This window comes from Luteolibacter luteus, assembly GCF_012913485.1.
GTDB lineage: Bacteria > Verrucomicrobiota > Verrucomicrobiia > Verrucomicrobiales > Akkermansiaceae > Haloferula > Haloferula lutea.
Genome location: NZ_CP051774.1, coordinates 2,393,449 through 2,418,523 on the forward strand (window position 1 = coordinate 2,393,449; position 25,075 = coordinate 2,418,523).

The 25,075-nt window shown below is 61.5% G+C and carries 23 protein-coding genes; 12 read left to right on the forward strand and 11 right to left on the reverse strand.

What is annotated here, in order from left to right:
* The first annotated feature begins 76 nt into the window (after positions 1–76).
* Positions 77–988: an endonuclease/exonuclease/phosphatase family protein gene (locus HHL09_RS10065; RefSeq protein ID WP_169454516.1), complete on the forward strand. Its 912-nt coding sequence runs from the start codon at positions 77–79 to the stop codon at positions 986–988.
* Positions 989–1,007: 19 nt separating this feature from the next.
* Here HHL09_RS10065 and HHL09_RS10070 read toward each other — a convergent pair whose 3' ends face one another.
* Positions 1,008–1,559, reverse strand: a complete 552-nt coding sequence (locus HHL09_RS10070; protein ID WP_169454517.1) for a shikimate kinase — start codon at positions 1,557–1,559, stop codon at positions 1,008–1,010.
* Positions 1,560–1,682: 123 nt separating this feature from the next.
* Between HHL09_RS10070 and HHL09_RS10075 the strand changes: the two genes are divergently transcribed.
* The 6 genes from HHL09_RS10075 to bioA all read left to right on the forward strand — a co-directional run bounded on the left by HHL09_RS10075 (position 1,683) and on the right by bioA (position 7,514).
* Entirely contained in the window at positions 1,683–2,711 is a 1,029-nt protein-coding gene (locus HHL09_RS10075) for an L-threonylcarbamoyladenylate synthase (protein ID WP_240963765.1), read from the forward strand.
* 323 nt (positions 2,712–3,034) lie between these two features.
* The gene (locus HHL09_RS10080) at positions 3,035–3,670 is read left to right on the forward strand and encodes a hypothetical protein (RefSeq protein ID WP_169454518.1); all 636 of its coding nucleotides are present in this window, start codon (positions 3,035–3,037) and stop codon (positions 3,668–3,670) included.
* Between the two features lie 26 nt (positions 3,671–3,696).
* Positions 3,697–4,209: a type IV pilin protein gene (locus tag HHL09_RS10085; RefSeq protein ID WP_277349181.1), complete on the forward strand. Its 513-nt coding sequence runs from the start codon at positions 3,697–3,699 to the stop codon at positions 4,207–4,209.
* 10 nt (positions 4,210–4,219) lie between these two features.
* A complete protein-coding gene (locus tag HHL09_RS10090; RefSeq protein WP_169454520.1) occupies positions 4,220–5,143 on the forward strand; it encodes an ABC transporter ATP-binding protein in 924 nt (307 codons plus the stop codon).
* Positions 5,140–5,988, forward strand: coding sequence for an ABC transporter permease (locus HHL09_RS10095; protein ID WP_169454521.1), 849 nt, complete (start codon positions 5,140–5,142; stop codon positions 5,986–5,988). The genes HHL09_RS10090 and HHL09_RS10095 overlap by 4 nt, the downstream gene beginning before the upstream one ends.
* Before the next feature lie 224 nt (positions 5,989–6,212).
* Positions 6,213–7,514 carry an adenosylmethionine--8-amino-7-oxononanoate transaminase gene (gene bioA, locus HHL09_RS10100; protein WP_169454522.1) on the forward strand — a complete coding sequence of 434 codons (1,302 nt, stop codon included), beginning with the start codon at positions 6,213–6,215 and terminating at the stop codon, positions 7,512–7,514.
* A 7-nt stretch (positions 7,515–7,521) separates the two neighbouring features.
* Here the strand turns inward: bioA and HHL09_RS10105 are convergent, their stop codons facing one another.
* The 3 genes from HHL09_RS10105 to HHL09_RS10115 all read right to left on the reverse strand — a co-directional run bounded on the left by HHL09_RS10105 (position 7,522) and on the right by HHL09_RS10115 (position 9,505).
* On the reverse strand, positions 7,522–7,887 hold the full coding sequence (locus HHL09_RS10105; protein ID WP_169454523.1) for a hypothetical protein: 366 nt from the start codon (positions 7,885–7,887) through the stop codon (positions 7,522–7,524).
* Positions 7,888–8,087: 200 nt separating this feature from the next.
* Positions 8,088–8,750 carry an HAD family hydrolase gene (locus tag HHL09_RS10110; protein ID WP_169454524.1) on the reverse strand — a complete coding sequence of 221 codons (663 nt, stop codon included), beginning with the start codon at positions 8,748–8,750 and terminating at the stop codon, positions 8,088–8,090.
* 38 nt (positions 8,751–8,788) lie between these two features.
* Positions 8,789–9,505 (reverse strand): DUF1003 domain-containing protein, encoded by a 717-nt coding sequence (locus tag HHL09_RS10115; protein ID WP_169454525.1) that lies wholly within the window; start codon positions 9,503–9,505, stop codon positions 8,789–8,791.
* Between the two features lie 102 nt (positions 9,506–9,607).
* Here HHL09_RS10115 and HHL09_RS10120 point away from each other — a divergent pair, with 102 nt between their 5' ends.
* Together HHL09_RS10120 and HHL09_RS10125 are read left to right on the forward strand one after the other, a co-directional pair.
* The gene (locus tag HHL09_RS10120; protein ID WP_169454526.1) at positions 9,608–10,921 is read left to right on the forward strand and encodes a glutamate--tRNA ligase; all 1,314 of its coding nucleotides are present in this window, start codon (positions 9,608–9,610) and stop codon (positions 10,919–10,921) included.
* 618 nt (positions 10,922–11,539) lie between these two features.
* Positions 11,540–14,809: a LamG-like jellyroll fold domain-containing protein gene (locus HHL09_RS10125; protein WP_169454527.1), complete on the forward strand. Its 3,270-nt coding sequence runs from the start codon at positions 11,540–11,542 to the stop codon at positions 14,807–14,809.
* A gap of 60 nt (positions 14,810–14,869) precedes the next feature.
* Here HHL09_RS10125 and HHL09_RS10130 read toward each other — a convergent pair whose 3' ends face one another.
* Positions 14,870–15,463 carry a P-loop NTPase family protein gene (locus tag HHL09_RS10130; RefSeq protein ID WP_169454528.1) on the reverse strand — a complete coding sequence of 198 codons (594 nt, stop codon included), beginning with the start codon at positions 15,461–15,463 and terminating at the stop codon, positions 14,870–14,872.
* A gap of 108 nt (positions 15,464–15,571) precedes the next feature.
* Between HHL09_RS10130 and aroE the strand changes: the two genes are divergently transcribed.
* Complete coding sequence (gene aroE / locus HHL09_RS10135) at positions 15,572–16,474, forward strand: shikimate dehydrogenase (protein ID WP_169454529.1); 903 nt, start codon at positions 15,572–15,574, stop codon at positions 16,472–16,474.
* Between the two features lie 10 nt (positions 16,475–16,484).
* Here aroE and HHL09_RS10140 read toward each other — a convergent pair whose 3' ends face one another.
* Entirely contained in the window at positions 16,485–17,330 is an 846-nt protein-coding gene (locus HHL09_RS10140) for a hypothetical protein (protein WP_169454530.1), read from the reverse strand.
* A gap of 273 nt (positions 17,331–17,603) precedes the next feature.
* On the reverse strand, positions 17,604–18,734 hold the full coding sequence (locus HHL09_RS10145) for a hypothetical protein (protein ID WP_169454531.1): 1,131 nt from the start codon (positions 18,732–18,734) through the stop codon (positions 17,604–17,606).
* A 113-nt stretch (positions 18,735–18,847) separates the two neighbouring features.
* Here HHL09_RS10145 and HHL09_RS10150 point away from each other — a divergent pair, with 113 nt between their 5' ends.
* Positions 18,848–19,681, forward strand: coding sequence for an LOG family protein (locus tag HHL09_RS10150; protein ID WP_169454532.1), 834 nt, complete (start codon positions 18,848–18,850; stop codon positions 19,679–19,681).
* Here the strand turns inward: HHL09_RS10150 and HHL09_RS10155 are convergent.
* A complete protein-coding gene (locus HHL09_RS10155) occupies positions 19,671–20,264 on the reverse strand; it encodes a GNAT family N-acetyltransferase (protein WP_169454533.1) in 594 nt (197 codons plus the stop codon). The genes HHL09_RS10150 and HHL09_RS10155 overlap by 11 nt on opposite strands.
* A gap of 8 nt (positions 20,265–20,272) precedes the next feature.
* On the opposite strand from HHL09_RS10155, the gene HHL09_RS10160 reads away from it, so the two are divergent.
* Positions 20,273–21,085: a copper homeostasis protein CutC gene (locus HHL09_RS10160; protein WP_169454534.1), complete on the forward strand. Its 813-nt coding sequence runs from the start codon at positions 20,273–20,275 to the stop codon at positions 21,083–21,085.
* On the opposite strand, the gene HHL09_RS10165 is transcribed toward HHL09_RS10160, so the two are convergent.
* From HHL09_RS10165 to phnA, 3 genes are read right to left on the reverse strand one after another with little or no spacing between them, the layout of a single operon-like run.
* Positions 21,086–22,369, reverse strand: a complete 1,284-nt coding sequence (locus tag HHL09_RS10165) for an MFS transporter (protein ID WP_169454535.1) — start codon at positions 22,367–22,369, stop codon at positions 21,086–21,088. It lies immediately after the preceding gene.
* A 13-nt stretch (positions 22,370–22,382) separates the two neighbouring features.
* A complete protein-coding gene (locus tag HHL09_RS10170; RefSeq protein ID WP_169454536.1) occupies positions 22,383–23,834 on the reverse strand; it encodes an aldehyde dehydrogenase family protein in 1,452 nt (483 codons plus the stop codon).
* Entirely contained in the window at positions 23,827–25,056 is a 1,230-nt protein-coding gene (gene phnA, locus HHL09_RS10175) for a phosphonoacetate hydrolase (protein ID WP_169454537.1), read from the reverse strand. The genes HHL09_RS10170 and phnA overlap by 8 nt, the downstream gene beginning before the upstream one ends.
* Positions 25,057–25,075 lie beyond the last annotated feature (19 nt).

Sequence of the window (25,075 nt, forward strand, 5' to 3'; positions counted from 1 at the left end):
TGCACGCGGGAAGCTGGCTCGCCAAGCCGCGCCGCCGGGTTTGACAGGGGAGGATGCCGGGATTTCGCTCGGCGGCATGAAATTCCGGAACGCAGCACGCCTGCTCGCCTGCCTCTCCTGTGTCACGGCGGCCTCCGCCACGATCGTCGGGTCCTACAATATCCGCTACGACAATCCGGGAGACGAAAAGGCAGGAAACGGCTGGAAGCAGCGCGCTCCGGTCATCGCCTCCCTGATCCGCTTCCACGATTTCGACGTGCTGGGGACACAGGAAGGGTTTCATCACCAGATGGAGGATCTGTGCCGTGAAATGCCGGAATACGGCTGTTCCATGCACGGCCGGGATGACGGGAAGGAAAAGGGCGAGCATATCGGGATCTTCTTCAAAAGAGACAAATACGAGCTTCAGGAGGATGGCTTCTTCTGGCTCTCCGAACATCCCGATCAAGCGGGCCCCGGCTGGGATGCCTCGCTGCCGCGGATCTGCGGCTGGGCAAAACTCCTTAGGAAGGCGGACCAGAAGACCTTCTACGTTTTCAGCCTGCATCTGGATCACCGCGGCCCGATCTCGCGAAAGGAAGGAATCGCCCTCGTGCTGCGAAAGATCGACGAGATGGCCAAGGACGCCCCGGTTTACCTGATGGGAGACTTCAACACCGACCAGAACAGCGAGAGCTACAAGGAGATCGAGGATTCACCGCATTTCGCCGACACCTACAACACGGCCACGGTACGCTTCGCCCTGAACGGCACGCCGAACAAGTTCGATCCTGACGCGAAGACCGAGAACCGGATCGATCACATCTTCGTCCGCGAGGGCGTGCCGGTGCGGCGCTATGGGGTGCTGACGGACTCCTACCGCATCCCCAAAAACCCGGCACCAGAGGAGAGCAAGTCGGGTAATTTCCCGAAGGAGGTCACCTTTCAGGACTTCGAATCCCGCCTGCCGTCGGACCACTTTCCGGTGCTGGCGGAGGTCATGGATTAAGCGGCAACCGCCCTACCCTTCAAGGTTTCGCGGCGAAGTGGTAGCGGGCGCTTTCGAGAATCCCGCAGGCGATTTCCTCGGTCTCGAGTCCAGCGGTCTCCAATTCAAGGTCAGCGATCTGGTGATAGAGCGGGCTTCGCTCGATCAGCAGTTTTTCGATCTTCTCCCTGGGATTGTCGGTCTGAAGCAGAGGCCGGTCACGATTGCGGGCTGTGCGCTGCAGGATCACATCCACCGGCGCCTGGAGCCAGACCACGTAGCCGAGACTGGAGAGAAGGCGGCGGTTGTGCTTCCGGCCGATGATTCCTCCGCCGGTGGCGATGATGCGGCGCGGGGCATTCGGCGCGGAGAGCTCATTGAGCACGGCGCTTTCGAGTTCCCGGAAGGACTGTTCGCCCCTTCTGGCAAAGATCTCCGGGATGGTCATGCCCGCCTTTTCCTCGATCAGTTGGTCGGTATCGACCATCGGGTAACCGAGCATTCCTTGGAGCTTGCGCCCGATCGTGGTCTTCCCGCAGCCCATCAAGCCGATCAGCACGATGTTCTTGGGGAGCCCGTCAGGGGATTGCATGGGCGGACCCTAGCGACGAGCAGGCACAACGCAAAGATTCAAGTATGCATTTGTAAATACCTGTCGCCGCAGCCCGGTAAATACGGGCTCGCCGGGGCGGCTCCCTGACGCTAAGCCTGCGGCGTGCCTGAGACCCGCATCCTTTCCGCCCACGAAGACGACATGAAAGCCGCCATCCGCGAGGCCGCCGCCTTGCTGGAAGCCGGCGAGATCGTGGCGGTGCCCACCGAGACCGTTTACGGGTTGGCGGCGGACGCCTTCAATGCGGATGCGGTGGCAAAGGTTTTCGCTGCCAAAGAGCGTCCCGCCTTCGATCCGCTGATCGTCCACATCTCCTCTTTCAAGGAACTGGCGGACGTCGCCGAAGTGCCGGAGGACATCGCGCCGGTGGTGAAAAGCCTCGCCGGCGCCTTCTGGCCGGGACCGCTGACCATCGTGCTGCCGAAGACCGCCAAAGTGCCGGATCTGGTGACGAGCGGCCTGCCGACGGTGGCGGTGCGCCAGAGTGGAAACGTGATCTTCCGGAACATCGGCAAGGCCCTCGGCCGCCCGATCGCCGCCCCGAGCGCAAACCGCTTCGGCCGGATTTCCCCGACCTCCGCCAGCGCGGTGGACAAGGAGCTGGGTGGCCGCATCCCGCTGATCATCGATGGCGGTGCCTGCCGCGACGGCTTGGAAAGCACCATCGTCACGATCGAGGACCGCGGCGAACAAAGGCCGCTGATCCGGGTGCTGCGTGCCGGTCCGATCACCAAAGAGGAGCTTCAGAAGTTCGGCAAGGTGATCATCGAAAAGAAGATCGCCGAGCGACCGGACGTGCCGGGACAGCTGGAGAGCCACTACGCGCCACGGACTCCCCTGCTGATGTTCGAGAAGCCGGAAGATTTCGTCCCCGAGCCCGGCAAGAAATACGGCCTGCTGAGCTACCGGGGTGACCCGAAGGCCGGCTACATCGACCGCCATGACTGGGAGACCGTTGAGGAGCTCAGCCCGGGCAGCGGAAAGCTGATCGAAGCGGCGGTGCGTCTGTTCTTCGTGATGCGGCTGATGGACGAGGCCGGGCTCGACGCGATCGTGGCGGAGCCGGTCAGCGAGACCGGCCTGGGGGTGGCCATCATGGATCGCCTGCGGAGAGCCGCGACCAAGGACTGAGGAAGGTCTTCAATGGTCCGATAGGGCTCCGGGGACCTCTGGAATCCGGCGCCTGTTCCGCCTGTTAAAACAAGAAAATTAACAGGCGGCGTCAGCCTGTGAGTGCGCTGGCAGTTGACTGGTTTGGTCAGTGGTTTCGCGGATCGATTTTGCGAGAGCTCCGATGCAGGCGGGAAAGGCATGAGGGGAAGCATCGCCCAGGTAGAGGGTGGGTTTCTACTGCCACTGGTGATTGATGGAAGATTGGCGATTTTCCCGCGGCGGGTGACGAGTTTGTCCGGCAACTTGCATGTGTTAGAATCCCGCCTAGGTTCGGGGTTGCCATGCGCCGGAACCGTGTCCTTCTCCAATCGCTGCTCGCTCTCGCCCTGATCTGGGGGCTGGTGGCGGGAATCCGGGCGCTTGCGGGCTCCAAGCGGATCACGGCGGAAAAGGTGGCCTCGGAAATTGCGGAGGCAGGATTCGAGGATTGGTCCACCTACAATGAAGCACCGGACGTGGCGGCGGCAAAGCGCCGGGACGAGAAGCTCCGGGAGGTGGCGGGGCTAGTGAACCGCCTCGATTTCGCGGAGCGTGAGAAGAACCGTGACGACCGGGCGACCGAGGCTTTTTTCCGGAAGATGAGCGCGGACGAGAAACGGCTGTTCGTGGACCTCACCATCAAGGAATCGATGGGAAGGTTCATGGAGGCGATCGATGCTTTGCCGCCCGAGAAGCGGAAGGAGTTCGTGAAGAAGGGCCTGGAGGAGATCGAAAGCGGGAAGACCGCGGACGAGATGGCCCGAGCCCAGGAACTCGGCGAAGATCTCCTCGAGCGGATCGCGAGCGAAGGGATGCAGGCCTATTTCAAGAACGCCAGTGCGGACACCAAGCTCGACCTGGCACCGCTGATGGAATCGATGAACGAGGTCATGCAGGGTCTGCGCGGCCAGGACTTCGGCGGCCCAACCCCGCGATGAAAAGGTTCCTCCCAAAGAGGCACGCGATGCCGGGCGGGTTCACCATGACGGAGCTCATGGTGACCGTGTTGATCATCGTCGCCTTGGCGGCGATAGCCTTTCCGGTGGGGCGCTCGGTGCTGGGGAAATCGCGGAGCGCGGCCTGCCTTTCGAACCTGCGGCAAATCGGAACCGGACTTGAGGGATACTTGCAGGATCATAACCAGATGATGCCTGATTGGGTGGCGGGGAGAAAAACCAAGGCCGAGGAGGTGCCGGTACTGGAGACGGAGCTGGCCAGCTATCTGCCGAACCCCGAGGTCTTCCATTGCCCGGCGGATCATGAGCAATTCGAGCGCAGCGGCTGCAGCTACATCTGGAACACCAGCCAGAACGGCCGGCATCGCAGCAAGCTCGAGTTCTTCGGGAAAAGCGGCAACGATCAGCGTATCCCGCTGGTGATCGACAAGGAAGATTGGCACGGGGGCGACCCGGGCGTGAATTTCCTCTACGCCGATCTTTCTGCATCCAGCAAAGTGCAATTCGGAGTGAACCGCTAGCCTCCCCGCCATGCTCACCGTCACCGGACTCGTCAAAAATTTCCGCGGGAAGCCCGCGCTACAGGACGTCTCATTCAATGTGGAGCGCGGCGAGATCCACGGGCTGCTGGGGCATAACGGTGCCGGAAAAAGCACCACCTTGGGAATCATTCTCGGCATGGTGGAACCGGACGCGGGGGAAGCCAGCATCGGGGGAATTTCCGTGCAGCGCGACCAAGCTTCTGCGCTGAGGCAAGTCGGTGCGATTTTCGAAAGCCCCGCCTTTTACGAATATCTGAGCGGCTGGGAGAACCTGAAGATCCTGGCTGGCTACTCCGGTGTCTTCAATGAACGCGCGGCACTGAAAACCGTCGCCCGGGTCGGCCTGATGAAGGCGATCAAGAACAAGGTCGGCACCTACTCGCACGGCATGCGGCAGCGGCTGGCGCTGGCCCAAGCGCTCTTGCCCGAGCCCCAAGTCCTCCTTCTGGACGAACCAACCGACGGCCTCGATCCGGAGGGGATCAAATGGTTCCGCGACTTCATCCTGAACCTGCGTGAAGAGCGCGGGATGACGGTGCTCTTCAATTCCCACCTGCTCGCGGAGGTGGAGCAGATGTGCGACCGGGTGACGATCCTGCGCGAAGGGAAGCTTGTCTATGAAGGCACGCTGAACTCCCTGAGAGAGGAAGCTCCTGTCTATGAGGTGAGCTTGGAGCCATGGGAAGGAGCCAGGGAGTTTTTGGAGCTGAACGGCGTCCAGATCCTTGGCCCGGGACGGATCGCGCTGCCGCCGGAAATGGATCCGGCGATTATCGTCGCGGCCCTCGTCGGCAGCGGCATCCGCGTCTCCGCCTTCGCGCCGGTGCGCCGGTCCTTGGAAGACCTTTACCTCGAAATCACCAGCTCCAAGCCATCCAAGGAAGAACCTCTCCCCTTCCTGCCCATCGCATGAATTTCCTCCGCCAGCTCAAGGGCGAACTCCGCAAGCTCTTCGCCCGCCGCCGCACCTACATTGGTTACGGGGTGTTCCTGGCGATGGAGCTCATCATCCTGTGGGTCTTCAAACTGGAGCGCAGCCAGCGGGCGATGCGGGAACTGGTGGAGCGGAACGGCCTTGGTTTCGACGAATACTACAGCTCCCTGACAATCACCCACTGGATCATGAGCCTGAGCATGTTCTTGCTGGGCTCGATCTACTTCGCCCTCGTCGCCGGGGATATCGTGGCGAAGGAGTCGGAAGACGGGAATTTGCGGCTGGTCCTGGCCCGCCCGGTTTCGCGCCTGCGGATCCTTCTTCTGAAGTACGTGGCGATCGCGCTCTACACGATCACCTTCGTGCTCTTCGTGGGGGTCACCGGCTATGCCATGGCCGTGGCGGCGCTGGGTGTGGATGGCGGGCTCTTCGTGTGGAATTACGAGATGAAGGTCTTCGCCTTCTATCCGACATGGGGCGAGGGAATCACCCGCGTGGCCATGGAAGGCCTGGCGATGGGAATCAGCATGGTCACCCTGTCCTCGATCGCCTTCATGTTTTCCTGCTTCAAGATGAAGCCGGCGGCGGCGACGATCATGGCGCTGAGCGTCCTGTTCGTGGACTTCGTGCTGCTGCGCTTTCCCTTCTTCCAGCCGTATCAGGAGTACTTCGTGACGTGGCGGATGTCCTGCTGCATCTACGTGATGGAGAACACGATCTCTTGGGCGAAGCTGGCAATGTCCTACGGCTTCCTTTTCGGGCTGAATGCGACGCTGTTCCTGATCGGCTACACGGCCTTCCGGCTGCGGGATTTCAAAACCTGAAAAAGGAAGCGGGCGATCAGTGAGACCGGGGGTCGCCTTCCCCAGAATCGCCGACCGCCCGCAGAGAGGGAGATCTGATCTTGTGTTTTTGGAGCACCCTTGCGGGAACAGGTGCAGAATGCCACGAAGGAGCGGAACTTCGTATTCCATGATCGCGTAGGGGTCCCACGCTTTCCCGATTTTCACCGTTTTCAGGTGCCGCGGCAGGGGTGAGACTGGCGGCGATGCGCGAGGACACCCGACGCTGGATCGAGGCCGACAAGGCACACTGCTGGCACCCCTTCACGCCCCAAGCGGCGTGGGAGGCGGGCGAGCCGCTGGTGCTGGTGCGCGGCGAGGGGGCGTGGTTGTGGGACTCGGAGGGGCGGAAATATCTCGATGGGAACTCCTCCATCTGGACGAACATCCATGGCCACAACCATCCGGCCCTGAACGAGGCCCTGACCCGGCAGCTGACAGAGGTGGCACACGTCTCCTACCTCGGCTTCGCAAATCCCCGGGCGAGCGAACTGGCGGCGCGGCTGAGCGGGCTCTTCCCGCCCGGGACCTTGGAGCGGGTTTTCTTCTCCGACGACGGATCCACCGCGATCGAGTGCGCGATGAAGATGGCGATCCAGTACCGCCAGCTCACGGGCGAGCCCGAGCGCACCGGCTTCATCGCCTTCGACCAAGCCTACCATGGCGACACATTGGGTGCGGCATCGCTTGGCGGTGTTTCCCGCTTTCACGACCGCTTCCGGAAACACGGGGCGACCGTGACCTTTGTCAGCGGCATGGAGGCGCTGCGGGAGCTGCCATGGGAGGCGGTGAAAGGATGCGCGGCCGTGGTGATCGAGCCGCTGATGCAAGGCGTGAACGAGATGCGTCCGTGGCCTGCCGGCATGCTCCGCGAGCTGCGCGAGTGGTGCGACGCCCACGACGTGCACCTGATGCTGGACGAGGTGATGACGGGCTTCGGCCGCACGGGGAAAATGTTCGCCTGCCTGCACGAGGAGGTGACACCGGATTACCTCTGCGTGGCGAAGGGGATCACCGGCGGCTACCTGCCGATGGCGGCAACGCTGACCACAGGCCATGTTTACGAGGCTTTCCTCGGGGAGGATGACCGGGCTTTCTACTACGGTCATAGTTACACGGCAAACCCCCTGGGCTGCGCTCTCGCACTGGCGAGCCTCGATATCTTCGAAGCAGAGAAGACGCTGGAGAATCTCCAGCCGAAGATCGCGCGGATGGCGGAGCTGCTGGCAGGACTGAAGGCGGAGTCGCGCTTCGTTCACGAGATCCGCCAATGCGGCTTCGTCGCAGGCATCGAGCTTCGGCAAGCGGATGGCACGCGCTTTCCGGTACAACTTCAAACCGGCAGCAAGGTGTGCCTTGCGGCACGCGAACACGGACTGCTGACCCGGCCGGTCCGCGATACGATCGTGCTGATGCCACCGCTGAGCATCAGCACCGCGGAACTGGTTCACGCGGTGGATGCGATCTCCGCTGCAATCAATGCCGTCTCAACGGGTCAAGCCGAGTAGGGCGGCTTCATGCCGCAGCAAGGATATCCGAGAGCGTCCTTCCAATTCTCACCTTCTTCTTGAGAACGAAGCGCTTCTCACCGCTGCTACCGGAGGGAGGGATTTGGTAGTAAATCGTCATGATCACCGCCGAGCCCGCCAAGACGCGATCCGCTCCCGGTAGCCCTTTGAAATCCACGCGGATCGCTCCCCTATGGAAATCCGAATGTTCATCCACCGAGGAGATCTCCACCTTCTTGCGGATCATGAGCGTGGCAGAAGCGCCAGACTTCTCATCGGAGATCTCGACGCGATCCATCCAGATGCCAGCCTTCCTCCTGGCGTAGAAGAAGACGGCCCCGCTTTGGTCAGACTGCCATGCCAATTCCCTCACCCTCGGCAGGAAGAGGATGCCCGAGTCAACGAGTTTGGGACTTTCTTCAAATACCCCATCGGGTAACTCCGGACCCCAATATCCTTGGTATTTGTGGGTTTCGGGGTGTTCGAAATGTTGAAACCCAGAGACGCAGCCAGAAAGAACACCCAAGGCCAAGAGGCAACAAGTGGCTCTGATCAATCTCATCTGCACTCCAACTACCAGAGATCCCGTAGATAGGAAACGTTGATCTCCTCCAGGGAGCTAACGATACGGTCCGGATTTTCCGGAGCGAGGGCCTCGGCAGGATGAGTGGTGGTGACGGCGATGGATTTCATGCCGCCGGCACGCGCCGCACGGATGCCGACCTGGGCGTCCTCGATCACGACGCAGGAAGCGGGATCCGCGCCGAGCTTTGCCGCGGCCTTCAGGAATACCTCGGGGTCCGGCTTGCCACGACTGACGTCTTCGGAGGCGGCGATGTCATTGAAGTAAGCGGCAAGACCGGTGAGCTCGAGCACGCACTCGACATTCGGACGTGGGGTCGAGGTGCCAATCGCGCAAGGGATACCATTCGCTTTCAGGTCTTCCAGAAGAGCAACCACACCGGGAAGCGGCTCGATGCCTTCCGCCTTCAGAATATCCCGATACAAGCTCTCCTTGCGATCCCCCAAAAGTTGGATGCGTTCCTTGTCTCCTTCCTGAGCCCAGCCCAGGAAAGGCAGGATGCTTTCGTTCCGCTGGCCGAAGGTGGAATGGAATGTTTCCTGGCTAAGCTCCTGCCCCAGCTCCGCAGCAAGCGCGAACCAGGAACGTCCGTGCGCTTCGTGGGAGTCGATCACCACGCCATCGAAATCAAAGAGGACCGCTGCAAGAGGCATGCGGGATGATTGGAGCGGACGGGGCTTCTGGCAAGCGGTCACGCTTTCGCCCCCGATTGGCCCGGCTCTTCCTTCAAGATCCGCTGCAAAAGCTCGGTCTGGTACTGCTGGATCTCCATCAGCCGCTCCGAGTGCGTGAGCAGGAGATGATCGATTTTCTCATGCAGGTGCCGGATCTCGAGCTCCGCCTTCAAGTTGATCTGGTAGTCCTGCACCGCGCGCTTCCGGTCATGAGTCTCCTGGCGGTTCTGGCTCATCATGATGATGGGAGCCTGCAGGGCCGCGACGCAGGAGAGCAGGAGATTAAGCAGGATGAAGGGATAGGGATCGACGGCCTTGCCACCGAAGAGCTGCAGGGCATTCGCGCTGATCCACAGCACGAGGAAGCCGGTGAAGATGAGGATGAAGGCCCAGCTCCCGCCGAAGTCGGCGATCTTGTCCGAAAGCCGCTCCCCGAAGGTGGAGGCTTCGTCTTCCTCGTCCTCGCTCTGGGGGCGCTCGGTGAGCAGCTCCCGGCCGCGCAGGCTATCGATCACCTCGCGCTCGAGTTCGGTGATTTCCCCGATCTCGCTTTCCAGTGCCGTCTCGATGTACCCCGACCTCAAGTCATCTAGGGCGGTGCGGGAGATCCAGGCGTCCTCCGGCAGTTCGGGGTAGCGGTGGCGGATGTAGCCGTGCAGGAGCGGCCGCAGCACCCGCATCGGCACGGCGGCATTGTCCGGCACTTCCTGGCCGGTGATGGCACATTTTTTCATGCGGATGTATCCTGCCGGGTGGATTCCGGCGGTCAAGGCGGCGGGATTTTCCCCTGTCTCCGCCCTTGGCGAGCGGCGCGGCGCCCCTACACTGCGCCTCCCATGTCCGTCCGCACGCGATTCGCACCTTCGCCCACCGGCTATCTCCACGTCGGCGGGGCACGCACCGCCCTCTTCAATTACCTCTTCGCCCGGAAGCACGACGGCACCTTCGTGCTGCGCGTAGAGGACACGGATGAGGCCCGCAACACCCAAGCCGCGCGTGATGCGATCTTTTCCGGCATGAGCTGGCTCGGTCTGGATTGGGACGAGGGCGAGGGCAAGGGTGGCGACTACGGTCCATACAACCAGAGCGAGCGGAAGGAAAACTATGACCGTTGGTTCGAAGTGCTGCGCGAAAAAGGCCGTGTCTACGAGGACGGCGGCGCATGGCGTTTCCGTTTCGAGCGCAAGCCGGTGACGATGAACGATCTGGTCTGCGGCGAAGTAACGATCGACTACCGCGACGAATCCAACACGCCGGACATGGTGATCCGTCGCTCGGACGGATCTTACGTGTTCCACTTCGTGAACGTGGTGGATGACCTCGAAATGAAGATCAGCCATGTGATCCGCGGCGAGGACCACCTGATGAACACGCCGAAGCACCTGCAGCTTTTCGAGGCTTTCGGTGCCCAGGCGCCGCAGTACGGGCACATCCCGCTGATCATGAATCCGAACGGGTCCAAAATGTCGAAGCGCGATGTGGGAGCGGCAGTGGCCGACTATCCACGCCAAGGCTTCCTGCCGCTGGCGGTGGTGAATTTCATCGCACTGCTGGGCTGGTCGTCGAAGTCGGATGAGGAGATTTTCACCTTGGAGGAACTGGTGGAGCGTTTCTCGCTAGAGGCGGTGAACCGTGCGCCGGCGCGCTTCGACGCGGAGAAGTGCGCGTGGGTCAACCAACAGCACCTGCTGAAGCTGGATGGCCCCGCCTTCGCGGAAGCAGCGAAGCCCTTCGTGGAGCAAGCCGGACTGCCGGTAAATGGGAACTACCCGGCAATCGCCGCGGTGGTGCGAGAAAAGGTGCGCCTCCTTTCCGAAGTGCCGGATGCGATCGGCTTCCTGCTTCAGGATGATTTCGGCTATGATGCGGATGCCCTCGAGAAGGTTCGTGGCAATGCCGCGGCGAAGGACCTGCTCAGTGCCTTGGCCACGGATTTCGAGAGCCTCTCCGAGTGGTCGGCCGATGCGGCGAAGCAGCAGATCGGGGAGACGGCCAAGGCTGCCGGAGCCAAGCCCGGTCAGCTGATGTTCCCGGTGCGGGTGGCTCTGAGCGGCAAGGCCGGAGGGCCCGATCTGGGCGACATCCTCGGACTTCTCGGGAAGGAACGGAGTGTGGCACGACTGCGCCGCTGCGTCGCCGAACTCGGGTAATTCCCTTTTGGCCCGGGCTAACCCGCAGCCCTCTTTTTACAGCCGGATTTCCCGCCAAGGAGAGATCTGGCTGTGCCTTTTTAAGGGTGTGTAGGGAAGCGACATCCCCCGGAATTGTATTTCCGAAGCTTTCGCGTCAGATCCGGTCGATCCGGGGATCTCTTCAGGTCAACGAAGTTTGTCAGTCACCGTGTCGCTACCTCACTACTAGTGTGCAATTGAAACTCACCCGAAACGGGGACAAGCGCCCGCCGAGCGGCAGAAGCGGGAGCACGAGTCCATGCTCACAGAGACGACTAGGAAGAGGGTGGACGCCCAGCCCCTGCCACCCTGCAAGCCACCCAGTTTCAATCAATTGGTGACGCGCTTCATGCGGACTCTGGAGTCAGACGATGTGCTCCTTTTCCGGCGAAGGCTGCGGGATCCGCCAAATCGGAGGGCTCAAAGTTCCGAAATCGTCACATTTTCAATGCTGTCTGACAGCCTGAGATGGCTTGGCAAAAGGATACCAAAAGCGTTTGAAAGGATAAATTGGCGGGCTTGACACCCTAATTGCTTGGGGTTGGGTGCTAGTCACGACGTTACCCACGTCGGAACCCAAGACTAACCCAAGAAACCGTGAAAATTCCTCATTCATGGCGGAGCTGTGTCCGGACGCCCCTGTCCCGACTCGGCCTTCTCCTCCTCGCATCCAATGCGCAAGCGGGCCTCGTAGCCCAATGGCTAGCCGACGACTACACGGCTGGCGACTGGACCTCGACGGCCGGAACCGGAAGCATCGTGGCCACTGTCCAAGGCTCGCCAGCTTTGGTCGATGGCGTGACCGATCCGTTCTTCAACGGTCATGACATGGTCGACTTCCCGGGCGGCAGCTACTTCGTGGTGCCCGGTGCGAGCAACCCGCTTGCCGGCAAGCAAAAGATCACCCTCGTGGCGGTCTTCAGACCCGCAGCCAGCGGATCCCAAACGGACGGTAGCTGGTGGCAAGCCCAAGGCCTGATCGGCATGGAGCAAGGTGGCTCCGTGGCGGACTGGGGCTTAGGCTACCTCGGTGATCGCATCGCCGCCGGTTCCGGTGGCCCGGACGTCACTACATTCTCCCTCGCCCAGCCGCTCAGTCAGTTCACCGTCGCCATGTTCACTTGGGACGGCACGACCCAGGTCCAAAAGATTTACCGCAACGGCAAGCTGGCGGACACGGACGTGCTGGTGGCTTCTGCCCCGCGCAACGGAGGCGACTTCGCCCTGGGAGCTATGACCACAGGCGGTGGCACTCCCTTCAACGGCTACATCACCGAACTCCAGATGTTCGATACGGATGAGTCCGCGAATGCCGCGACAATCTTCGAGGCACTGAAGAACAAGTACCAAGGAGGAGTTTCGCTCGACTATGCGAAGCTGAACACGCGCGGCGGCACCTTCGTCATCAACGATACCAGCGGCGCTACGACAAATGTCTCCAATCCGGCGGCCTTTGACATCTTCCTGGATAACTCGGCCACGCCCCTGCCGGACAGCGATGTCACCGTCACCAAGGCGGGTGGCGTGACGACGGTCCGCTTTGTCGCACCTCTGACGATCGACATTGGCTATCCTTATTCGATCAGCGTTCCCAGGACCGCAGGCGGGGCGCAAGTCTTCGAGGGGAACTTCCTTCCCTTCTCGATGCCAGCGGGAAGCACCATGGCCGGTCCGGCCGGAGCAGTGAACCGTTGGGGTATCCGCGAATACATCGGCACACCGGCCAGCGGCACCCTTGATGGCGCTGTGGCGATCGCCCAACCGGCAACGGCCGCCTTCACGGACGATACCGATGCCCCGGTCCTCAACCATGCGGACCCGGAGACGAACGGAGGACCAGGCAGCCAAGGTAACTTCAACAACGACCTTCCGATCGTCGGCAACACCGGCGCGGATGACAACTGGGTGGTGCTGGGACGGACCCAGATCACGGTCCCTGCGGAAACGACCCGCACCTTCTCGATCCACAGCGATGACGGCTTTGCCCTTCGCATCACGGGTCCGGCAGGCAGCGGCTTCGTTGCCACCGGTGGCAGCGGTCGCGTCGATCCGGGTGATGACGAAACGGTGATCCGCGATGGAGGCACCGGCGACTCGGACACCCGTGCCGTGTATCACTTCGCCACAGCGGGCACCTATGAGGTACTCTACATCGGCTGGGATGGCGGCTCCGGCGGCTATCACGAAGTCGCATGGGCGGAAGGCACCCAGCGCGAAGACCGCCTCACCAACACATGGCAACTGCTCGGCACACCGACCGATCCGGAAGTACCCGCCCTGCGCGAGCGCTGGGTGACGAACGTTCCCGGTCCGGCCGGCACTGACGGCAACTGGGGTGTCCGCACCTACCTGACGGTCACCACGGCAGCCGGCAACCCTGTGGAAGCCAACGGCAGCCTGACCAATGCGAGCAACTTCCTCGCCCAAACGACACGCCAGCCGTCCGATCCGGATGGCCTGACGATCGACACGCAAATGGCATATCTGAACCGCCGCGACCCGAACAACGGTGGCGGTGGTGGATTGATCCCCGGCGACACGCCTTTCCCAGGCGATACCGGAGCGGATGACAACAACGTGGTCACCACCGGCAAGAGCCGGATCAACATCACGAGCGCTGGTCCATACACCTTCGTCTATGCGGGTGATGATACCTTCCTCGTCCGCGTGAAGGGCGTGAATGGTAACCCTGACCCAAGCTGGAGAATTGCCAGCGGCCAAGGTGGCTTCCAGATGTCGAATCCGAACGAGTGGTTCTACGAGCCAGCCGGCGAAATCAACGGCCGCGGGGTGATCGACCTCCCGGTGGGCCAATATGACATCGAGTTCGTCACCAGCGAAGGTGGCGGTGGCTTCTACTACGAGCTGTCGACTGCTGCTGGCGTGTGGATCAATGCGAATCCTCCGAATGGCTTCCGTCCTATCGGCTACTCCACCCAAAACACCTCGGTCTTGATTCCCAAGATCGACAGCCCCGGCTGGTCGGTGCTCACCGGTGACCCGAACACCAACACCTGGGGTGCCACGATCTCCGGGGCCGAGGCTCGCATCACCAACACCGCTGGTGCTCCGACCATTTGGGACGAGCTGAACTTCGATGACCCGCAGAATGGTGGCGGCGGAAACTTCGCGCCGAACAATCCGTTCCCGAAGAATACGCCCGCAGACGACAATGACTATTCGATGAAGGCCGAAGGCATCCTGAACATCACCGTCGCCGGTGATTACAACCTGGGCTACCAGGGGGATGACGGTGGCTACATGTATATCTACGGCAACGCGGGAACCACCGATCCGGACATCACCAGCATCTATTCGACCAACCTTCCGGATGCGGCCCAGCTGATCTCGGCACCGGGTTCCACCGCTATCAACGGTATCAAGACCGAAGCGGGCACCGGCAACAGCCGTACGATCGTCACGGTGCCACTGGCAGTCGGGAAGTATCGCATCGTCACCCTCGTTTACGAAGGCGGCGGTGGTTCCTGGTGGGAAGTGATCGGTGCGAAGGCTGACTTCGACGAGACCTTCGTGGTTCCGCTGCTCTCCCGCACCGGTGCGACGACGATCCCTGTGACCAACGGTCTTCCGATCGTGGCCCAGCCGATCATTGCGGATGACTCGAACTTCAAGCTGACGAGCGTGTCCGTGACGGGCAATCCTGTGACCTCGGTTGCATTCAACATCGGGACGCAGGAAGGCTTCACTTACACGATCCAAGGCTCGACCGACCTGGTGACCTGGAGCGTGGTGGATGCAAACGTGCCGGCTACCGGCAGCAGCACTCCCTACACGGTGAACCTCGCCGACCACCCGACCTTGAATGGTCAGGCCAAGGTGTTCTTCCGCGCCGTGCGGAACCCATAAGGTCAGCCAATCAAACGACCAATCCCATGGCCGCCGCCGGAATTCCGGCGGCGGCCTTTTTTATTCCGGTCCCTGCCGGAGTTGGCGAAGGACCTCCGCGGCCTCAGACGGAGAGCCAATCCGGATGAAGCGATGAGCGGCGCCATTTTCCCGGGCCATCAGCTTGAGATAGCGTTCACGATTCTTCCGGTACGTGGTCAGGGTCCAAAGGATGATGGAATCCTTGCTGAGGAAACTCTTGCGGAAGCTCTCACGATTTCCCGTCCCCGGCCATAGTTCCTCGCGGGTGAGGGAGCGGCGGAAAGCACGCGATACCGCCTGCCGGAAGGTCCTGAAAAAGGGATAGTCCAGCCAGACCACACAATCGACCGAGGCCCATTTGATGTCTTGGGTGCGGTTGTAGTTTCCGTCCAAGATCCAGCGCTCACCGGAAATCGCCTCGCGAACCTTGGCAAGGAACAACGCTTCTTCCGGATCCTTCCAATCCGGCAGCCAATAGAGGCGATCCATCTCCTGAAGCGGGAGGCGCAGCACCTCCGCCAACGAACGGCTGAAGGTCGTCTTCCCCGTTCCACTGGTGCCGATCACGTTGATCCGCTTGGCGGTGCGTAATGCCAAAACCGCCGCTGAGACCGGATCCTTTCCATCGTTCATGATCGTGTGGAAAGAGCCTACCGACTTACCCCGGAGAATCCCATGCCGATTTGAATGCCGGCCTGTTGACGCGCTGCAAGGGACCTGCAAGCTGAGCGCCGTTCCGCGATGACCGAAGACCTCCACAAGCTCGACCAGCTTTCTTCCCGTGACCTTCTGGATGCAGGCCAAGCCCGGCCCGCAAAGCTCGCGGTCATCGGTTTCCCGGTGGCCCACTCCCTGTCGCCACGGATGCACCAGCCTGCGCTCGACGAAGCCGGGATCGATTGCCGCTACATCAAACTGGAAGTGGATCCCGGATGCGTGTCGATGGCCTTCGACCGGATGCGTGCACTCGGTTTCATCGGTTGCAATGTGACCGTGCCTCATAAATTCGAGGCGCTTGCCGCTTGCGACGAAATTGATCCCGGTGCGGCCGAGATGGGGGCAGTAAACACGGTGCGATTCGATTCCGATGCCACCCGGGGCTTCAACACGGACGGCTACGGCTTCGAGGAGGCCGTAAAGGAAACTCTGGGGCTTTCGCTTGCCGGTGCGAGTGTCTTGATCGCCGGAGCAGGCGGTGGGGCCGGCGGTGCGATTGCGGTGCATTGCGCCCGGCAAGGAGTGGCGCGTCTCATCCTGGCAAATCGAAGCCTCGACAAGATCGAGGAACTCGCGAGCCGCATCCATCGTGAACACGGGAGCGTTGAGATCGAGGCCAGAAGCTTGTTGGACCCCGGACTCACGAAGTTGGCGGTTGGTGCAGACCTGCTGGTGAATACCTCCTCCCTCGGGCTCAAGGAAACGGACCCTTCGCCGCTGCCTGTAGAATGCTTCGCCCCGCATCACGCGGTCTACGACACGATCTACAAGCCGGGAACCGCCTTTCAAAAGGCCGCGATGGCGGCCGGAGCCCGTGTGGGTATCGGCAAGGCCATGCTGCTTCACCAAGGAGCCATGGCCTTCCGCATCTGGTTCCCAGGGAGCGATCCGGTAGCGGCCATGCGCCGCGGACTGGAAGGCACCTGAACGAGGATTCTCACTCGGCCTTCACCACCGGCTCTTCGATCTCCATCCAGTGGGTGGCGAGCAGCTCGGTAATCTTGTAAGACCTCTCCTCGCCCTCCACACGGGCCATACGGACGCGCAGCCGGATCATTTCGCCAGGGTCATCTTGAACAGCGATACTTCCGAAGGCTCCGCGTCCTTGCTCACGGGCACGAAAAGCTTCCTCGATCCGCCGACCTATTTCGGAGGCACGCTTCACGCGGATCTCCGGTGAAGGCGAAACCACTTCTTCCGGATGGCCCAGACGCGGGGCACCCACGACCAATCCGATGTACTCCTCGTCTCTCCCCGCAGCTCCGATCCGCTCGCGAGCCAACACGCGGAAAACGCCCTCGGTCGGCCCTTGGGCCGAGAGGAAAAGGGCCCAAGGTTCGCTGCTGAAGCGGACAAAGGCATCCCAATCCATCTTCCAATCGTCGCCATCTTCGAAAAACACGACATCGAGCTGCTGCTCGTTATTCAGGTTCCATCCGGTCTCGATTGCGGTCCCCGCAGGAGTATGGATCACGTGGTGGTAACGGTTCCTGATCTCCCCGGCAAAGGGAATGGCAGAATTGGCCGCGTAGTATCGAACCATCCGCGGAACCGTTTTGTCCGGATTGATAATGTGCAGGGCACGGGAGGCGAGATCCGACGCGCTCACGAACTCTTGGAAATGCTGCGCGCAACCATTCAGTTTGGCGTTGAGAAGCTCGATATCCTCCGGCTTTGGCTGCTCATTCTTCTCCGCGTAACCTGGGGCAGGAGTCGTCGTATCGCCGCCAGAGCCCTTCATTTTGATCACGAGCAGGGCGACAAGGCTGATCCAAACCGCCACGAAGATCATGAGAGCGCGGGCTTTCCGGCGGCCGTGACGGCTACGCTGACGCGGTTGAGACGGAGTCGGCCTCCTGACCCTCCGGCGCACGCGGGTCCGTTCTTGCACGGCGGCGATGCCGGATGACGACGCCTCCACCGCATGTCCTGCCGCTGGATCCTTACCGCAATCAGGGCAATTTCCACGCGCCTCCGCTTCCGCCGCGGCCTTAAAAAGCGCACCGCAATGACGGCAATGGAACCAAGCTCCTGATTGATCACTCACGGCCCTTTGCTACGGGCTCACCCAGCCTTTGTGAAGCATCTCCGTGATCAGATATTGATTTGAGCCGGGGCGTGCCGGCCCCTTGACCTTCAGGGTAAAGAAGATCTTGGAATTCTTCTGCATCAGGAAGGATCCCTCGTTCAGTTCGAGATGAAGCGCCTTGGCTGCGGGAGACCCATTCTCCACATAGGCCCATGCGGCTTCTTCGCCGGATCCGGAGCTGAGACGATAAGAGGCATATCTGGCCTCCGGGAAATCGGGGGTGAAGAAAGCCGCGGGGCTAACCACAGCACGCAACACCGCGTCCGACGCTTCTTTGCCCTCCGCCAAGTCGCTCACGCTGAGATCGCCGACTCCGGCGGTCGCCTCCCAGTCCAAGAGCATTTTGTCTCCTTGGCGCACGAAGGTCGCCCGGAAGGGCGTGAAGTCCCCTTTCACGCCTGAAATCACGATCATCGGCCGGACCCCGCTGGTATCGACTTCCCACTCGAAAGTCTGGCCATCCGCAAATGCCGGTTCCGCACTCCAAACTTTCCATTGGCGCAGGAAGGCTGGCTTCACCCGCTCTGCATCCCGCAGCAGCGGAAGGCCTTCTTCAGGCGTCTTTGCCGCGGCGAAACGGCGAATCAAATTCTCCGACTCCGCGAGGAGCTGCGCCGAATCGGAGACAAAGCGATCACGCTCCAGCGTCGCCGTATCCACGGGAGCGGCCGGGGCTTGCGATGCGGTTTGAGGTTTCGGGGAATCATCTCCCCGACGAGCCAGAAGCGCACCCACCGCGACAATGGCGATGCCGCATACGCCGCCCGCCATCCACAGGGTGACCTGATGCAGGCGATCGCGCTTCTTCTTCCGCGATCCCTCCCGTGGAACCGCAGGACCAACCTCGCTCATGGAACGGGCTTTCACCTGATCGCCCTGATCTTCCACCTCGAGGCGAAGCACCGGACCGTCCTCTGGAAGCAATTGGCGACGCCCCCGGGGGTTGCTTGTGCCGATTACCACGCCAACTTCCACGCCGGAGCGGTTTTGCTCTGTAAGTTCCACGGCAGCAGGCGCAGATCCGCCGATTACACGGACTTCAAAGCCTCCGCGGCCGCCTTCGGATTCGCCAAGGTCTCGTTTTCGCTCGGGGAGCATCGTAGAGGTCAAAACGTGGCACTGATGGTCGGAGGGGGCAAGGCTTTCGGAGAGGCTTCCATCCGCTCCGATTCCCCGTGGCAGGCGACGAAAAGCCGTGTTAGAGAGGGATCATGACACCGCCCGACTGCCCCGACCTGCCGCAGCCGACCCCCGAACACGCGATCAGTGCCGAGGCCATCCGCGAGGAGGAGCGCTTCGAGCTAGAGAATCCGGACCGGGGTTTCCTAGCCGGTCCGCGCTCGCGTTTCCACGATTTGGGAACAGTTTTCCGGGTGGGGGCGGATTTCGTGAGAGCCTTCCGTACGCTGCATTTCGTGGGGCCAGCGGTCACCGTTTTTGGTTCCGCGAGAACCCAGCCGGGCACGACTTACTATGAGATGGCCCGGCAGATCGGCGCGGAGATTGCGAAACTGGGCTTCACGGTCGTGACCGGGGGCGGCCCCGGGATCATGGAAGCGGCCAACCGCGGTGCGCATGAGGCCGGAGGCCGTTCGATCGGCGTGAATATCGAGCTCCCCTTCGAGCAACACCTGAATCCCTACGTGGATCGCTCGGTCACCATGCGCTACTTCTTCACGCGCAAGACGATCCTTATCAAATACTCCTATGCCTTCGTGGTTTTGCCGGGCGGGGCCGGAACCTTGGACGAGATGTTCGAGACCATGACGCTGATCCAAACCGGAAAGATCCGGAATTTCCCAATCATTTTGATGGGCAAGGACTACTGGCAGCCACTCATGGATTTCGTTTACCACATGGCCGAAGCCGGAACGATCAGCCCGGGAGATCCGGATTTGATCTTCTTTACGGATGACATCGCGGACGCGACGGCCCATCTCCAGCGGCATGCCGTGAGGCAATTCGGCCTGAGGCGCCACAAGCTTCCGAAACCCCATCCGTCTCTGGGCGAAAAGGGCGTCGACCCTGCGACAGCTAAAGGATGAGGGGCGAGAGATCCGCAAGCCGCCCGGCGAGGTCGGCTCCGGCGGGGGTAGCGGGTATGGCGTCGAGATCGCCCAATTTCCAGCGGAAGATGGCGTTGTAGCCGTCCCATTCCCCTTGGGCACCCGTTTCCCGCATCCAGCGGAGGGCTCCCCGATTCTCGGGCATGGTATAGCCGGTAAAGGTCTCGATTCCACAACGGTAGGCGACGAGCCAAAGGATCGAAAGCAAGAGCGTGCCGACGCCGCGGCCTTGGTCGCGATCGAGAACGGTGGCGGAAATCTCCGCGTCCGTAGGATCGGTCTTGGAACGCCAGAAGCTGGCGGCACCGAGGCCGGGGAAACCCTCGCGGGTGGGATCGAAGACGGTCCAGATGGCGTGGTTCGGGAGATCCCCGGTGAGCAAACGATCGAGCATCGCATCCCCGATGATCTCGCCATCCCGGACCCAGAAGCGCTGGTAGCGGGCATCCGGAGAGAGCATCCGGTAACCTTCCGCGACGTAGCTGCGATCCGCCGGGGTCAGTGGCTTGGCCACGACCGGGGTGCCATCGCGGAGCAGGAGTTCCAGCCGATCAGGAATCATTCGCCCGAATGGAAACCCTGATCCGGGGTTGGGGTGGAGAAAAATTTCATCGTGTGGCCGCGCGGGACAGGCAGGCTGCTGGCATGCTTCTGGAAATCTGTGTGGACTCGCTCGATTCGGTCATCGCTTGTGCGGAAGGCGGCGTCGATCGCATCGAACTCTGTACCTCGCTCACCGAGGGTGGGCTCACGCCGAGTGCCGGGATGCTGGCTCAGGCGCGTGACATTTTCCCCGGTGAGATCGCGATGATGATCCGGCCGCGAGGCGGTGATTTCGTTTATAGCCCGGTGGAGGTTGTTGCGATGTCCGCGGACATCGAGCTGGCGCGCGATCTAGGTGCAGATGCCGTAGTCTTCGGCTGCTTGGCGCCGGATGGTTCGATCGATATCGCGGCAGTGGAGACCTTGCTGGAAGTTTGCAGCGGGATGCCGGCGGTGTTCCACCGTGCCTTTGATGTGAGCAGGGATTTGTTGGAGTCCTTGGAGACGATCATCGAGCTTGGCTTCGAGCGCATCCTCACCAGCGGTGGGAAGCCTTACGTCATGCAAGCGCTGGATACGATCGCAGGGCTTGTGACGAAGGCAGGCGACCGCATCGAGATCCTTCCGGGCGGAGGGATCAAGGCCGAGCAGATCGCGGAGATCGTCACGGCAACCAAGGTCGAGCAGATCCATCTTTCCGCGCGCAGCCTGCAGGAAAGCGCGATGAGCTTCCGGAAGCCTGAGATTCCGATGGGCGCGAGTTCGGTACCCGGAGAATACGAGCGGCTGATTGCGGATGCAGCCTTGATCGCGAAGGCGCGGGAGATGCTGCACGCGTGATCAGGCGGCCCTGCCGACCTTCTCCCGGAGCGCGAGTGGAAGGAGGATGGCGCTGGAGATCACTCCGAGAATAATGAAGCAGACAAAGACGCCATCCCAGCCCCAACGATCCTTGATGGCGATGGGTAGCATGCCGGCAAAGAGCATGGAGGTGGAGCCAATGCCATTGATGATCCCCGCCGCGGAGGCGGCGCTACCGCTGCCGCCGATGTCTTGAGCGGCCGTGCCCGAGATAATGGCGTCCGCGATGTAGAGGAAGAAGCCGATCACTGCCAGCCCGGCAACATTTCCCCACAGGCCGCTGGAAGCGCTACTCATGCGGTAGACCACCAGCGCCGCAACCATGCCGATCAGGGCAAGAAAGGCCAGGCGGCAGCGGTTGTTCGGGAAGAAGCGGTCTGCCACGATACCGCCGATCAAGAGACCAAGCACGCCACCGATCTCGAAGCCATTCGAGACGTAAGCCGAGTTCCCATCGCTCATCCCCACGGCGGTCGCGAGGTAGTATGGGAGCCAAGCGAAGAACGCATAGCGCACGAATTTCAAACCGGTGTAGCTGAAGCCGAGAAGCAGCACGGCGGGCTCCCGGATCATGTGGGAGAACCCTTCTCCCCTTCCCCTCTCGACAGCGATCTCCGGAGCATCCTCACCGAAAGAGTATCCGGCATCCTCAGGCGTGTTGATGAGGAAGAGCCCTTGGATGATACCCACCAGCAATACCGTCACCCCTGTGAAGAGGAAGACTTGGCGCCAGCCGTAGTGCTCCAGGATGTAACCGGCGATCATGTTCGCAGCGAGGCTTCCGAAGATGTAACAGGTCAGCCAGAAACCCATCACGCGGCCGCGTTTCGCATGGCTCACCCAGAGGGTGACCACCTTGCAGCAATTCGGCCAGCCGGTCGCTTGGAATAGGCCGTTCAGCGTGAAGCAAATCGCCAGTACCGCGACGAAGGGGAAGATCCCGAAAGCAAGCGTGGCGATGGCGGAAAGAATCATGCCCAGCGAAAGGCCGATACGCGGGCCAATCCGATCACCCAGCGCACCGCTCATGAACTGACCGATGGCATAGCAGGCACCATAACCGGTCTGCACGGCGGCAATGAGCTTCTCCGAAAAGCCATCTTCCGTCAGGGCGTGGGTCGCGACACCCAGGTGCTTTCTCGTGAGGTAGTAAAAAAAATACGCAAGATAGGTCAGCACCACCATGCGCGTCTGCAAGGAGAACGGCGGAGGCGAAGCGGCGATGGTATCAGGGTTATGGCCAATCGTCCGCTTTGCTTCCATCGTCGTCCTTAAATTACCATGGCAGCGACCAGGTCTTTTCGTGAGTGAAAAATTTGATCGCCTCGATCACCCCTTCCTTCACCCCGAGGCCTGAATCCCTGGTCCCCCCGAAAGGCGTCAGTTCGAGCCGGTAACCGGGGACCTCGTTGACGTTCGTCGTGCCGGTCTTCAGCTCCTTGCATGCCTTCAATGCGAGCGAGAGGTCATTGGTGACAATGCCGCTACTCAGGCCGAAGTTGCCCGAGTTGTAGTAGGAAATCGCGTCGTCGAGATCGCGGATCGGGATGATGGGGGCCAAGGGACCGAAGCTCTCGAGTGCCACCATTTCCGCATCACGCGGGACATTGGCGATGATGGTCGGCTCCAGGAGGGAACCGCGCCTTGCGCCACCGAGCAGCACCTCGGCACCCATGCCCACACTGGCTTCGACACGACGCTGGAGCTCTGCGGCTGCCTGGGCGTGGATCATGGTTCCTACCACCGTGGCGGGATCTTCGGGATCGCCGCAGGAGTATTCCTCGCGGACGAGCTTCACGAAGCGATCCGTAAAGGCATCGACGACTCCTTCTTGAACGAGGATACGCTTCACCGCGGTGCAGCGTTGGCCGGAATTCCGGAATGAGCCCTCCGCGGCAAGCTTGGCAGCGAGATCGAGATCCGCGTCGTTCAGGATGATCAGCGGAGAGTTGCCCCCCAGCTCGAGGCAGAGGCGCTTGTAGCCGCAGGTGCGGGCGATGCTTTTCCCGATTTCGACCGAGCCGGTGAAGGTGACGATCTCCACGCGATCATCCGTGATCATCGGGATGACGATGTCATCGATACCGCCGACGAAGAGACTGAGCATGGGCCCCGGAAGGCCCGCCTCATAGAGAATCTTCGCAAACTTGAGCGCGGTCAGCGGGGTGCGGTCGGAAGGCTTGAGCAATACCGGAGCACCAGCCGCAATGGCCGGGGCGAGCTTGTGGACGACCTGGTTGAGCGGGTGATTGAAAGGGGTGATCGCTCCAACCAAACGGACGGGATAGCGGGAGGTGAAAATCTTCCGCGGGCGACCGTTCGGCGTGATGTCGCAGGAGAAGATGCGGCCATCGTCGCGAAGGGCCTCCATGGCCGCAAATTCCAGGACATCCGAACTACGAGTCGTCTCGTACTTGGCTTCGCGGATGGCCAGGCCGGTTTCACGGGTGATCAGCGCGGCGAATTCATCGCGGCGTTCCGCCAGCATAGCGGCAGCTTTCCGCAAGATGTCGTGGCGGTCGCGGCGGGTCAGGGATTCGCTCGGAAAGGCCAGCGCCTTGATGATCGCCTGCTCCAGATGCTCCGGCCCGATGAGGGCTGCGGTACCGGTCAGCGAATCGTCCCAAGGATAGCGGACCTCCAGCGAAGAACCGGTGGTAACGGGCTCGCCCGCGATGAAGGACGGAAGATGGACGGTTGACCAAGTCACGGACTCGCGATCAGACATGGCAGGCAAAATGGAAGACGTCAAAGTTCCTCGGATCCCCTTCGGCAATCCGCTGGAGTTCCGGGGTGAGCGGCTTGGAAATCACGAGGGGGACCATTTCCTCGTAGCGCCCGCCATGGGAACGGAGCCCGCCCTTGAGCACGGAGAGATCATGATGCTCCGGAGACTTGCCGACCACGACATCGCGGCCGGAAAGGACGACAAGATCGCCAATGCGGTCGGGAGCCAGCTCCAGCTTTTCCACAGCTTGCTCACGGGTGAGCACTTCGGTGATGCCTGGCTGGCTGAAGAGGAAGTCCGCGACCCCGGCACGAGTGGATGGATCCTCCAAGTGCACCATCACGAGGGAGCCAAGCGCGCCATGATGGACCACGTAAGGATCGGTGATCGGGCAGATCACGCGGAGGGCCTTGCCGAATTTCCCGTGCAGCAAGGACTCGACGAAGATGACCTTCGGATTTCCCGCGAGGTCATTTTTCGCATTCATGCCGTGATCGGCGGTGAGGGCAACGGTGCAGCCGGCGTCCAAGAGACGACCGATGGCTCCATCAATGCGCGCATGGAAATCGAGAATCTCCGGTGCTTCCGGCGCGAACTTGTGCTGCATGAAATCCGTGGTGGAGAGGTAGAGGAAGTCCGCCTTCCCCTGCTCCGCCAGCGCGGCACCCGCCTCAAGCACGTAGATGGAGGCATCCCCCGAGTAGATCTCGGGGCGGGGCTTGCCGATGATCGCGGTGGCGTCATCGATCCCGTGGGTGGCGAGCTTGGCTTCGTCCACCTTCTCCGAAGAGAAGACGATGCCTCCGCGCTCGACCACGCCATCGCCGAGGACAGTGCGCAGTTTCTCCTTCGCGGTGATGAAGGCGACCTTTCGTCCGGCATCGGCGGCGGCGGTCAGGATGGTGCCGCAGCGGCGGAACTCCGGGCCATTCATCATGACCTCCTCGCCGGTGTCAGGATTCAGGAAGAAGTTTCCGCAGATGCCATGGACCCGCGGCGACACGCCGGTAACGATCGAGGTGTTGTTAACGTTCGTGAAGGAAGGCAGGGCGCCGCGCACCATACCGCGCCAACCATCGCGGGCCATCGCAGCCAAACGGGGCATCTTGCCACGGGCAATCGCGACACTGAGGTATTCGTCCGCGCAACCATCGAGGCAGATGACAGCGATGGGATTTGCGGGCAGGGCGTAGGAGCGGCCGTTCGTTTCGAAGGAACTCATGGGATGTCGATGAAGGGTG